Consider the following 11,937-nt stretch of genomic DNA (forward strand, 5'->3'; position numbering starts at 1 on the left):
AGTAAAAAATTGTCATTCCGCAACATAGTTTTACCTTTAGCGGCTCAAAAAATTAATAATGAAAACAGGAATTGATGCTATCTCTTTTGATGTAGCAAACATACATTTACCCATAAAAACTTTGGCAATCGCCAGAAATATTGAGCCAGAAAAATTAGAAAAAGGTCTTGGATTACTAAAAATGACTTTTCCAGATGTTCACCAAGATGCTGTAGTTTTTGGAGCAAACGCCTTAACAAAACTTATCGTTGACAATAAAATAAACCTGAACGAAATAAGCCGAATCTATGTTGGTACCGAAAGTGGTATTGACAGTTCTAAACCAATCGCTTCCTATTTAATTAGTTTAATGGAGCAAAAATTTGGCGAAGATTCTCTAGCGGAATGTGATGTTGTAGATTTCACTTTTGCTTGCATTGGCGGAGTTGATGCGATGCAAAACTGTTTAGATTTTGTAAAATTAAATCCAACTAAAAAAGCAATCGTAGTTACTTCTGATTTTGCAAAATACGATTTGAATTCTGGTGGAGAATATACGCAAGGCGCAGGAGCTGTTGCCATGTTAATTTCTGCAAATCCAAAAATTATTGCTTTTGATGATAATTGGGCAACGAGCACAAAAGGTGTTTTCGATTTCTTTAAACCATACAGAACGATTTCTAAAGAAGAAATTACCAAAAACACAAACAATGATTCGTGGTTTGATAATTTAGAAGCTGAAATTGAAATCCATAAAGACCAGCCTGTTTTTGACGGTCAATATTCGAATCAATGCTATATGGATCGTACGCGAAATGCGTATTTTTCATTCAAAAAATTAAAAAACACTACTGAAACTTTATATAACACTTGGCACAGTATTGTGATGCACTTGCCATATTCTTTTCAAGGAAGAAGAATGTTATCTGAAATCTACGCGTTAGACAGTGCCGAAAAGATTATTGCTGATGATATTGCGCCAGCAGATTATCAGACAAAAATTAAAGAAGTAGCAAAATCTGATGATTACAGAAGTTTTGTAACTGAGAAATTACAACCTGCAGAATTGGCTTCTTCTTTAATAGGAAACCTTTATACAGGTTCTATTTTTATGGGATTATTGTCAACTTTGGCTCATTTTTATGATACTCAAAAAGAAGTTGCTGGAACTAAATTCGGTTTCTTAGCTTACGGAAGCGGATCGAAATCGAAAGTTTTTGAAGGAACAATTCAACCTGAATGGAAATCGGCTTTAGAAAACGTAAAACTTTTTGAAAACTTAGCCGAAAGCGTAGAAATTGATTTCAACACTTACGAAAGCCTTCACAAAAAAGAACAAAAACAAAGCGTAAGAACTCCAAAAAACGAATGGGTTTTAGAAAGAATCGAAAAAGAGATTCCAGTTTTGATTGGAGCTCGTTATTATAAATGGGTGGACTAAATTCCAATATTTGAAATCCCAAATTCCAAATAAAAACCGAAGCATTTGCTTCGGTTTTTTGTTTTTATACCTCGTAGTTTGTCATTTCGAGGAACGAGAAATCTCCGCAAGAAGCTCCGTACAGAATGTCGCCAATCTTTGTAGAGTTACTTGTGGAGATTTCTCGTTCCTCGAAATGACAAGATTGTGTGCAAAAATCTTTGTCAAAATTCAATTAAAAACATAGCTATTACTAATTCTATGACTTTTCAATTCCTTTTTTATAAAACAACAAACTCAATCCTAAAACAAAAACAATACAGCTTAAAAACATCCAAACGCCATTTTTCAAAACAAAAAATGAAAATCCAACAGCAACCGAACCCACAATTACCATTAAAGATTTTACGGTTTCTGTTTTTATAAAAGTAAATGCATGCAAAGCCAAACCAAGAAAAAGCAAAGAAGGACCAACAGCCACGAATGGATAAAAAATCAATGGAGAATTACTGATATGTTGACTTAATGCCTCTTTTGCGATTTCATTATTTCCGTAACTCGACATGATAAAATCGATTGTACAAAGTCCAATATGGGCAATAACACCTAAAATTGTCAGCGCAGAAGCAACTTTATTAATTTTCGTTTTTGGAAATGCATCATTAAACGATAATAAAAAACAAGCTCCAATTAAATTGAACCAATGCGCAAAATCTACAGATTCGCTTAAACTTGGTAAAAGGCCTGAAAAAAATAAATAACTAACTAAAAAAAGTATTGCTCCGATCATGCAAAAATGTTTTGTTTTCATAATTTATTTTAAAAATTGATGAAGCAAAACTAAAATGAAACCTTTTCTAAAACCCTAATTTTATTGACTTAGGTATAAAATGTATTGTTTTAGGTATGAAATTTACAATGCCAATAAAATATCTTTATAATTCCTTGAAACTGGAAGTTCTATTTGTGTCAATATGATTGTATTCGCATTTCTCCAAGATTTAAAATGCGACGGATTTATTAAATGCGAACGATGAATTTGCACTAAAAAATCGAAATCGTCCTGAATTTTTTTGAGCGAGGAACGAATTAATTTAGAATGGAGTTTTCCGTTTTCGAGATAAAAAATCTCAACATAATTTTGAGCATTCGAAATACAGACCAAATCGGCTTTTTTGATTTTTAGAATGTCTAATCTGTTTTCTCCTTTAAATAGCAAAACATCATCCGTTATGGGAATTAGTTTAATTAAATATCTTCTTGCGAGAATAATTACTGGAATTAAAATTAGAGCGACTTTTATAAATATTATCGAAAAGAATTCTAAGAAATCATATCCGCCATTTAAAATTGGACTTTTATAAAAAGTAAAAACACCAATTAAGTAGAGTAAATGAAAAAGAAAAATGGCTGTTATTTCTAAACCCACATTCCACTTCCCTATTCTTTCGTAAAAGCTTTTTTGAATAAACGCTAAAAGACCATAACACAAAAATGCCATTACACTAAAACCAAAACTGATTAAAAACCACGCTCTGAAATTTATAGTTCCGTCGTCAAAAGGTTTGATGATGAAAGCAAAAATGAAAAGCCATAAACCAATCAGCAAACCGACAATTAGATTGTGTTTTATAGAAATGTTTAGCTGTTTCACTTTTTCGATTTAGTTTTTAAAGTTTCATTTCCATAATAGGCATAAAACGGTTTTTTATTGACGTTTCGAATTCTCCAATTTTTACAAATCCCATTTTGGCATAAAAATCCTCTGCATTTGGTTCTGAGTCCAGCATTATTTTTTCTATTCCAGTTTCTTTAATTCGGTTTAAGAAATCAAGAAGTAAATATTTTCCGAATCCTCTGCCAATATGTTCCGGTAAGATAAATAAATTATCAAGTTCGATTACTTTTTCATCTTTGAAAACATAAGAATAATATCCTATAACAAAACCGTTATCTATCAATTTGAAAACGTTATTTTCTCTAATATAATCTTGAGAAATAGTTAAATTTTCATCCCATTTCTGAATTTGTTCCACAGAATATCCCCAATAGGCTTTTGACTTTTTGGTTATTGAAGTTAGAATTTCGTTGTCGGTTATGTTGGCCTTTTGAATTATCATTAGTTTGAAATATGTGAAATTAAAATCAATTAAAACCTTTACAAAACTTGCCTAAACACAATCTTGTCATTTCGACCGAAGGGAGAAATCTTCGCAAGTAACTCCACTCCAACAAACCAATCTTTGTCGAGCTCCTCGCGAAGATTTCTCCCTTCGGTCGAAATGACAAACTAAACTGATAATTCTTTACTTATTTATAAATCGTAAACTTATTATGACTCAAAGTAAAACCCAAATTCTCATAAATCGCCACATTTACTACTCGCTTTTTATTTGTGGTCACTTCGATACTTTTTAAAGCATTTTTCTCAGCAAAATCTAAAATCTTATTTATCAATAATCTTCCAACGCCTTGACCACGATATTTTTGATGAATGAAAAACTCCTGAATTTCCCCAACCAATCCGCAATGATGCAGCAGATTTTGAGTATGAAAACTAATAAAACCTAAACCTTCATTTTCGTTTTCGGCAATGAGATAAAGATTTTTTGGGTTTGAAATATTTTCATTGAATATCATTTCGAAAACTTCAAAATCTAAAACTTCATTTTCGAGTTCACAGATTGCTTTGTAGACAAAATCCAAGTCTTGATTTTCTACTTTTCTGATGTTTACTTTTAGACTCATAACTTTAACTCATATCGGTCAATTTGATAATCTTATCATCAGAAAACTGAAAAACTGACCTTCCCTTCATATTCAATTCCTGCCCTGCTTTTAATCCATTTGGAAAATCTATTGCCAAAACGGCGTAGTAATCAATTTCGATGATTGCTGTAATCTCATCCTGTATAAATGATGTAATAGTTTGTTTTCTCGCTGAGAAATATTCTTTGGCGTTTTCGGCTTGAGAAGTAAATTCTTTTATTCCGTTCAAAGTCATATTGATTTCTCCATTCTGAATGTTTTCAAAAACAATCGATTCGTCAAAATCGGCAATCATTTTATCAATATCAAATTTATTATACGCTTCAATGTAATTGTGGATTATTTGTTCTTTGTTGGTCATAGTCTAAATTTTTATAAATATTCATTCAACTCAAGTCGTTCAAATTTCTGTTTGTATTTTTGAATATATTGACTCCACTCTTCTTGATTTTTATAAACAGAAAAAGCATATTCAACGGTTTCTTTGCTAAAATGATTTGCAAAAATATTGTCCAAATATTCAATTCCCGAATCGATTACTTGTTTTAAAACCTGCAATTTATCAATTCCATTTTGTTTGCAAGCTTTATCCAGCCAAAGTCCTTTTCCAATTTTCACATATTCTACAAGAAGATTTTCTGTTATAAATTGAGGAGGAACATCGTTAATATCTGGTTCATTTCTACCGTTTTTAAAAACCATTAGTATTAATTCTTCCGAATAATATTCTTCTGAAATTAATGTTATTACTGTTCCGCTTTTAGCCGCTAAAAAGCATAATTCTTTTGTACTAAACTCATCCGGAATTTGATTTATCGCAAAACCGTTTTTTATGACTAGCTTTTCACACAATTCTGCCGTAATAAACTCCAAAGGCACAAACTGAATTGCATAATGAGATGCATTTACTGCTTCATCACATAATTCTTTGGTTCTATATTGAAGTGGAACCAATTTTAAGCCTCTGTAATTTGATATTGCAAATTGTTTCCAATAATCATAAGTCTTAACAGGAGGATTATTTTGTTTTAAAACCAATTCTCCACGTTTTAAAAACTCTTCCAGTTCTTCAAAAGTTTCAATTAACGGATTATCTAGTAATTTTCGAAGTTTATTTGAGATAATTTCATCTCCCGTTTCTTCGTCATATTCTCGTTCATTTTTTAAATCAATATCATTGGCTCTATCATTATAATAGAACAAACTATTTTTTCTATCAGCAAATCCTGTATTATGATCTGTAACGATAAAAACAGGAGAATCGATTAAACCCGAACAATTAAAATTTCCGTGATTATAATATGTCATCACCACTTCTTTTGCTGTAACATTTCCTTTTACTTCAACATTGGCACCACCAAGCAAAAGACTTTGACAATTTACGCTTCCGCTAATGAAAATATACGGGCCATAATCGCCTTCGGAATTGATAATTGAACCGCTAACAGATAAATTTCCATTTATAAAAATACCGTCAATTCTTATTTCTTCCATTTCTTTAGTTGGAAGCTTTAATAAATTGGCTAGCCATTTTTTCTCTTTATCTTCATAAAGATCGAGATAAAAATTTCCTTCAAAATCGACATCTTCTTCTGAAACCAAAAAAAAATCTTCATCGCTCCAATCCTCATATAAATCGAACTTTTCATCTTCAATTAAAAAAGGATATTTGGTTTTGATTTCGGCTATTGTTGTTAATTTAAAATTCGAAGTCTGCATTTTATTGGTATTAATCGAAATGATTTTTTGAATATCAAGATTACGTAATTCTAAATTCAAAACCAATTCGATAGTCAGAAAAATTGTATTTTTACTCCACAAAAAAGAACTTGCAACTGCAAACTTGTTTTCTGCATAAATCAAAAATGTAAAAGAATTTTAAATATCTTTGAATCATGAGCACAGCAATAAAACCAAAACATATCGGTAGAAACATTAGCCGAATTAGAGAACTGAGAGATATGAAGCAGGAAGCGCTTGCTATTGCACTTGGTGTTAGTCAACAATCTATTTCTAATCTCGAAGGAAGTGAAAACGTTGATGACGAAAAATTAACCAGAATTGCAGAAGCTTTGGGAGTTACACCTGAAGCAATAAAAAACTTTTCTGAAGATGCTGTTTTTAATATTATTGGGAATACTTATAATGATGATTCTTCATCTATAAAAAACTATAATTGTACTTTTAATCCGCTTGACAAACTTTTGGAAGTTATTGAAAAGAATGAAAAACTTTACGAAAGGTTGGTAGAAGCTGAAAAAGAGAAAGTGGCTCTTTTGGAGAAGTTGCTTGATAAGAAATAAATTCTAAGAAAGATATATTTAAAGAAAAAAACCGAAGCTCAATTCAAGCTTTGGTTTTTTTTATAATCAAAGTTTGTCATTTCGAGGAACGAGAAATCTTCGTGAGAAACTCCCCTTCGAATATCATCAATCTTTGTCGAGTTACTTGCGAAGATTTCTCCTCCGTCGAAATGACAAGATTGGGTAAATACTTTGCCATTTGAAAAGAAAAAATCTGCCAAATCTGCTAAATCTGCGAGAGATAAAATCGCCAATCTTTGTAGTGTTTCTTGCAAAGATTTCTCCTTCGTCGAAATAGCAAGATTGTGATTATTTCTAACTTTTAAAAGAAAAAAACCGAAGCCTTATATTGACTTCGGTTTTTTTAGATTCGATTTATTCTTTTCCTTCTAATTCTATATTAAAATGCCAATCATGGTCAAACCAAACATTTGAATCTTCGAGGCTATTTTTTTTACTAATTCTAGACTCTCCAGAATAACCACTACTATAGCAGAATCCATCTCCACTTTTATTGTTAGCTGAGCTACCTGCATAAATACCCAATTTTTCTCCATCAATTAGATACCAATAAAAGCTATATTTTTTATTGGCCTCTAAATAAAGATTTAGTTTTTGCAGATCAAACGGAATAAAACCTCCGCTAAAGTATTCCGAAACCTCAGTAGTTGTAACTGCTAAAATATTAAAATTTGCATCTTTAATAATTAATTTAAGGGTTACTGGTTTATCATATCTTAGTTTTTCGTCATAGTAAGTAAATCCTTCACGAAGATGTATACTAAAAGTAGAAGGAACCAAATTTTTATCGACTATAACTATTTGTCCTGTACCTACATTTCTATCATAAGCTAATATATCTGGAGCGTTAACCCTACTGTCACCGCCAAACCATTTCCAAGCGTTTGCTTCTGAACATGATCTAAATATGTAACTATTCATATGCTCTAATTTTACTTGATAAACTTTTTCTGTTCCAGATTCTGATGTAACAGTGAAATTTACAGGCTCAGAATAGTCTTTTATCGTTTTAGGATCAGGGGTTATAGTGGCATATTTTGAAAATTTAATTTCGACATTTAAATTTTTAAGGTCGTTACTTTCAGGAATTCTTTTTGTTACCAGTCCTTCTTCATTATCAATATCAGCACTTAATGACAAATTTGGAGTTTTCACATTTACTTCCAAAATAAAATTATCAGTACTTGGTTCTCTTTTTATATCTACATTATAATTTTTCATTTCTCCATTTTCTGCCGTAACTACAAAAACCAGAGGCCCATTAATAGATTTAATCGTTACTGGATCTGGGATTATTGTTGCACCTCTAGGAATCAAAACATTTAAGTTTATATCTTCTAATTCAAATGTACTTTCTACAATACCTTTTATTGAGTTTTCTTCAATTGAAAATTCTTTGGTAACACTTCCTTTTGTTATAGTAAAAGATTGAATTGTATTTTCGTTACTTAAACTTTCCTCCGAAGCACAGGATACCATTAAAAGAGAGATAAAAAAGAGGATTGAAAATAGGTTAATTTTAGTTTTCATGAATTTTAAGGTTAGTTTACTGACTGCAAATACCATTCTTTCTAATATAATTTCTTTACGGGAAACCGTATTCTTAAACAATCAATTCTATAATGATAATCAGGAATACAAAAATGGTTTATAATGAGAAAAAAATCATTTAATCTGTAAAATCTGTGGCTAAAAAATTAGAACCAAAACAAATAAGAAAACTTTAATAAATCTGCTATACGCCACTAAATCAAAAATTAGTAATTTTGAAATTCGAAGTTCAAAAATGAAATAATTATGAAATATCATCAAATAAACAGTGGTCTTTTTGTAAAAAACCGCAAAAAGTTCATGGCAGAAATGAAACCTAATTCTGTTGCCGTGTTCAATTCAAATGACATTTACCCAGTTAGTGCCGATAGTACTTTACCTTTTGCTCAACACAGAGATATTTTTTATCTAAGTGGTGTTGACCAAGAAGAAAGTGTATTGCTTTTGTTTCCAGATGCGCCTTATGAGCACCAAAGAGAAATGCTTTTCTTGAGAGAAACGAACGATCATATCGCAGTTTGGGAAGGCGAAAAATTGACTAAAGAACGTGCTTTTCAGGTTTCTGGAATTAGAACGGTTTATTGGTTACAGGATTTTCATAAAATTTTGAACGAAATGATGACGTATGCCGATACGATGTACATCAATACCAACGAACATTACCGTGCGACTGTTGAAACAGAAACTCGTGAAGCTCGTTTTGTAAAATGGTGGAAAGAGCGTTATCCAGCACACAATGTGGCAAAAAGCAACCCGATTCTACAAAGACTTCGTTCTGTAAAAGAAAGCGAAGAAATCGATTTGATTCAGCACGCTTGTGATATTACAGAAAAAGGTTTCCGCAGATTATTAGGATTTGTGAAACCTAATGTTACAGAATACGAAATCGAAGCTGAATTGGCTCACGAATTCATCAGAAACCGTTCTAAAGGTTTTGCTTACACACCAATTATCGCTTCTGGAAACAACGCGAATGTTTTGCATTATATCGAAAACAATCAGCAATGTAAAGAAGGAGATTTGATTTTGCTTGATGTTGCTGCAGAATATGCAAATTATTCTAGCGATATGACAAGAACAATTCCTGTTTCTGGACGTTTTACAGATCGCCAGAAAGCAGTTTACAATGCGGTTTTAAAAGTAAAAAATGAAGCTACTAAAATGCTTACTCCAGGAACGCTTTGGAAACAATATCATGTTGAAGTTGGTAAAATCATGACTTCTGAATTGCTTGGTTTAGGATTAATTGACAAAGCCGATGTTCAGAACGAAAATCCAGAATGGCCTGCTTACAAAAAATACTTCATGCATGGAACGTCTCACCACTTAGGACTTGACACGCACGATTACGGATTGCTTCATGAACCAATGAAAGCGAATATGGTTTTCACGGTTGAACCAGGAATTTACATTCCGGCAGAAAAATTCGGAATTCGTTTAGAAGATAACGTTGTGGTTCAGGAAAAAGGAGAACCTTTTAACTTGATGCGCAACATTCCGCTTGAAGCTGACGAGATTGAAACTTTGATGAATGAATAGATAAACAAGAGGCTGTCCAATATTATTCGGACAGCCTTTTTTTATTAAGCCCCAGCGGGGCTTAATATTTATAGAAATTCAATCATGCAGATGCAAAAGAGCCCCAGTGGAGCGAAATATAATAGAATAGTCAAAAACATGTGTCGCTCCGCTGGAGCTTTATCATTCTATAATAAATAGAATTTCTATAAATATCTGGCTTCTCCGAAGCCTAAACAGATTAAAAGCTTAATGATGAATAGACAAAAAGAAAGCCCTTAATAAAAATATTAAGGGCTTTCTTTTATTATATAAATCAGTTAATTATCCGATTTTTGAAATCTGAAGGTCTAATTGAAATTTGCCATCAGCTTCGTTTCCGTTAATTAGTTCGAAAAGTTCTAATGCTCTTCTTGCATTTTTCTCTTCTTCTCTTTGCTCAGCTACATACCACATCATAAAATCTTCTGTAGCGTAGTCATTTTCAGCTCTACATTTTGCAATTACTTTATTGATTGCTTGAGTAACTGCAATTTCGTTTTGTAAAGCAATTTCGAATACTTCTCTAAAAGAAGCAAATTCTTGCTGTACTTCTGGAACAGACGGCGTAACTGCAATCCCTCCCATGTCTGTAATATATTTGAAAACTTTTAGAAAATGCTCTCTTTCTTCTTCGGCTTGCTTGTATAAGTAAGATGCTGTATTTGCATAACCGTTTCTATCTAACCATGCAGCCATAGCTAAATATTTATTAGAAGCGTCGCTTTCTATTTTTGCCTGTAAGTTCAATATATTTTCGATTCCTTCAACTAATGAAGTACTTGTTCTTAGTAAATCTTTCATAACCTTTAATTTTTATACGTGTAAAATTACAAAAATTAAAGGAGGCATCTGTAACTGCTTGAAAATTTGGATTTAATCTAAGTAAGAATCTAAATAAGCTCTACATTAACAATATTGCAAAGCATAGAATGCAATGTAAGGGTAAATTTTGTTCCGTTAAGTAAATCTCTCAACTGCACTATTTCGCAGATAGTAAGATTTCTAGAGAAATTTCTTTTGGTAGTTTCAATCAGCTGTGCATCCGACTGATCAGATAAGTCATAAAGCATGTTAAGAATATCAACACTATTAACCTTTCTTTGAAAAATCAAAAAATCTTGAATTTTATAACTTGACACTGTATCAACAAAATTGATGATTATACTATTGGTCAAATCACATTGATAACTGTATCCTTTTTCGGTTTCAAATAATACTTTGGTGGTCAAATCACTAACTAATGCCATTCTGATAAAATATAATAACGGTGCAAAAATATAGAATTTAAAGCAATTAAACGCATAATTAAGACTAATTTAAAATAACAAAATTACTTAATGTTCTTAAAAACAGCTATAGTGCATAAAAAAATGTAACGTTTTAAAGGATCATAAGTCTAATTTTAAAAACAAATAACTAAGAAATCATGCAAGCACACGAAATAGATTATCAGATTTTTGGAGAAGAAATGCAGTACGTTGAAATAGAACTAGACCCGCAGGAAATTGTAATTGCCGAAGCTGGCAGTTTTATGATGATGGAAAACAATATTCAAATGGAAACTATATTTGGAGACGGTTCTCAGCAACAAGGATCAGGTTTGTTTGGAAAACTTTTAAATGCAGGCAAAAGAGTACTTACAGGCGAAAGCTTATTTATGACAGCATTTTTAAACCAAGGCAACACCAAAAGCAAAGTTTCTTTTGCATCACCATATCCTGGAAAAATTCTTCCAATTGATTTAACAGAATTTCAAGGCAAATTCATCTGTCAAAAGAGTTCGTTTTTATGCGCTGCCAAAGGCGTTTCTGTTGGGATAGAATTCTCGCAGAAATTAGGACGCGGTTTATTTGGCGGTGAAGGTTTTATCATGCAGAAAATCGAAGGAGACGGAATTGCATTTGTACATTCTGGCGGAACAATGGCTAAAAAAGTTTTGGGTCATGGCGAAGTTCTAAAAGTAGATACAGGTTGTATTATTGGTTTTACCAAAGATGTAGATTATGATATTGAATTTATTGGTGGCATCAAGAATTCTATTTTCGGGGGCGAGGGATTATTTTATGCCACTTTAAAAGGTCCTGGAACTGTTTACATACAATCACTTCCATTCTCAAGATTGGCTGATCGTATTATTGCCTCGGCACCAAAATCAGGCGGAAACAGCCGAGAGGAAGGCAGTCTTCTTGGCGGATTAGGAAATCTTTTGGATGGGGATAATAGATTTTAATTTAGAATGGCTTTCATTTCTGAAAGCCATTTTTTTCTTATTTCAAAACCGTAATGTTATAAATAAATTTATAGATATTTTAAAGATTTCCCAATTAAATCAAG

At 31.9% G+C, this 11,937-nt stretch carries 14 protein-coding genes; 5 read left to right on the forward strand and 9 right to left on the reverse strand.

What is annotated here, in order from left to right; genetic code table 11:
- Window positions 1–58 precede the first annotated feature (58 nt).
- Window positions 59–1,420 (forward strand): hydroxymethylglutaryl-CoA synthase family protein, encoded by a 1,362-nt coding sequence (locus tag AC1Q5Z_RS07725; protein ID WP_492444231.1) that lies wholly within the window; start codon window positions 59–61, stop codon window positions 1,418–1,420.
- Window positions 1,421–1,658: 238 nt separating this feature from the next.
- Here the strand turns inward: AC1Q5Z_RS07725 and AC1Q5Z_RS07730 are convergent, their stop codons facing one another.
- The 6 genes from AC1Q5Z_RS07730 to AC1Q5Z_RS07755 all read right to left on the reverse strand — a co-directional run bounded on the left by AC1Q5Z_RS07730 (window position 1,659) and on the right by AC1Q5Z_RS07755 (window position 6,031).
- Window positions 1,659–2,189, reverse strand: coding sequence for a hypothetical protein (locus AC1Q5Z_RS07730; protein WP_343585117.1), 531 nt, complete (start codon window positions 2,187–2,189; stop codon window positions 1,659–1,661).
- A 123-nt stretch (window positions 2,190–2,312) separates the two neighbouring features.
- The gene (locus AC1Q5Z_RS07735; RefSeq protein WP_492444232.1) at window positions 2,313–3,053 is read right to left on the reverse strand and encodes a LytTR family transcriptional regulator DNA-binding domain-containing protein; all 741 of its coding nucleotides are present in this window, start codon (window positions 3,051–3,053) and stop codon (window positions 2,313–2,315) included.
- A 16-nt stretch (window positions 3,054–3,069) separates the two neighbouring features.
- Entirely contained in the window at window positions 3,070–3,519 is a 450-nt protein-coding gene (locus AC1Q5Z_RS07740) for a GNAT family N-acetyltransferase (protein ID WP_343585112.1), read from the reverse strand.
- 190 nt (window positions 3,520–3,709) lie between these two features.
- Window positions 3,710–4,147, reverse strand: a complete 438-nt coding sequence (locus AC1Q5Z_RS07745; protein WP_492444233.1) for a GNAT family N-acetyltransferase — start codon at window positions 4,145–4,147, stop codon at window positions 3,710–3,712.
- Between the two features lie 4 nt (window positions 4,148–4,151).
- Complete coding sequence (locus tag AC1Q5Z_RS07750; RefSeq protein ID WP_343585108.1) at window positions 4,152–4,529, reverse strand: nuclear transport factor 2 family protein; 378 nt, start codon at window positions 4,527–4,529, stop codon at window positions 4,152–4,154.
- 11 nt (window positions 4,530–4,540) lie between these two features.
- A complete protein-coding gene (locus AC1Q5Z_RS07755) occupies window positions 4,541–6,031 on the reverse strand; it encodes a polymer-forming cytoskeletal protein (RefSeq protein ID WP_343585106.1) in 1,491 nt (496 codons plus the stop codon).
- A gap of 32 nt (window positions 6,032–6,063) precedes the next feature.
- Here AC1Q5Z_RS07755 and AC1Q5Z_RS07760 point away from each other — a divergent pair, with 32 nt between their 5' ends.
- On the forward strand, window positions 6,064–6,471 hold the full coding sequence (locus AC1Q5Z_RS07760; protein WP_343585104.1) for a helix-turn-helix domain-containing protein: 408 nt from the start codon (window positions 6,064–6,066) through the stop codon (window positions 6,469–6,471).
- A 375-nt stretch (window positions 6,472–6,846) separates the two neighbouring features.
- Here AC1Q5Z_RS07760 and AC1Q5Z_RS07765 read toward each other — a convergent pair whose 3' ends face one another.
- Window positions 6,847–8,022, reverse strand: a complete 1,176-nt coding sequence (locus AC1Q5Z_RS07765) for an SGBP N-terminal domain-containing protein (protein WP_343585102.1) — start codon at window positions 8,020–8,022, stop codon at window positions 6,847–6,849.
- On the opposite strand from AC1Q5Z_RS07765, the gene AC1Q5Z_RS07770 reads away from it, so the two are divergent.
- Both AC1Q5Z_RS07770 and AC1Q5Z_RS07775 read left to right on the forward strand, forming a co-directional pair.
- The gene (locus AC1Q5Z_RS07770; RefSeq protein WP_492444235.1) at window positions 8,021–8,146 is read left to right on the forward strand and encodes a hypothetical protein; all 126 of its coding nucleotides are present in this window, start codon (window positions 8,021–8,023) and stop codon (window positions 8,144–8,146) included. The genes AC1Q5Z_RS07765 and AC1Q5Z_RS07770 overlap by 2 nt on opposite strands.
- 143 nt (window positions 8,147–8,289) lie before the next feature.
- Entirely contained in the window at window positions 8,290–9,582 is a 1,293-nt protein-coding gene (locus tag AC1Q5Z_RS07775; protein WP_198855349.1) for an aminopeptidase P family protein, read from the forward strand.
- Between the two features lie 303 nt (window positions 9,583–9,885).
- On the opposite strand, the gene AC1Q5Z_RS07780 is transcribed toward AC1Q5Z_RS07775, so the two are convergent.
- Together AC1Q5Z_RS07780 and AC1Q5Z_RS07785 are read right to left on the reverse strand one after the other, a co-directional pair.
- Entirely contained in the window at window positions 9,886–10,404 is a 519-nt protein-coding gene (locus AC1Q5Z_RS07780) for a ferritin (RefSeq protein ID WP_198855348.1), read from the reverse strand.
- Window positions 10,405–10,493: 89 nt separating this feature from the next.
- On the reverse strand, window positions 10,494–10,850 hold the full coding sequence (locus AC1Q5Z_RS07785) for a hypothetical protein (RefSeq protein ID WP_274254603.1): 357 nt from the start codon (window positions 10,848–10,850) through the stop codon (window positions 10,494–10,496).
- 179 nt (window positions 10,851–11,029) lie between these two features.
- Here AC1Q5Z_RS07785 and AC1Q5Z_RS07790 point away from each other — a divergent pair, with 179 nt between their 5' ends.
- Window positions 11,030–11,833, forward strand: a complete 804-nt coding sequence (locus tag AC1Q5Z_RS07790; RefSeq protein ID WP_343585097.1) for a TIGR00266 family protein — start codon at window positions 11,030–11,032, stop codon at window positions 11,831–11,833.
- Window positions 11,834–11,937: the final 104 nt, after the last annotated feature.

The organism is Flavobacterium sp. GW823-FHT06G12 (assembly GCF_058794775.1).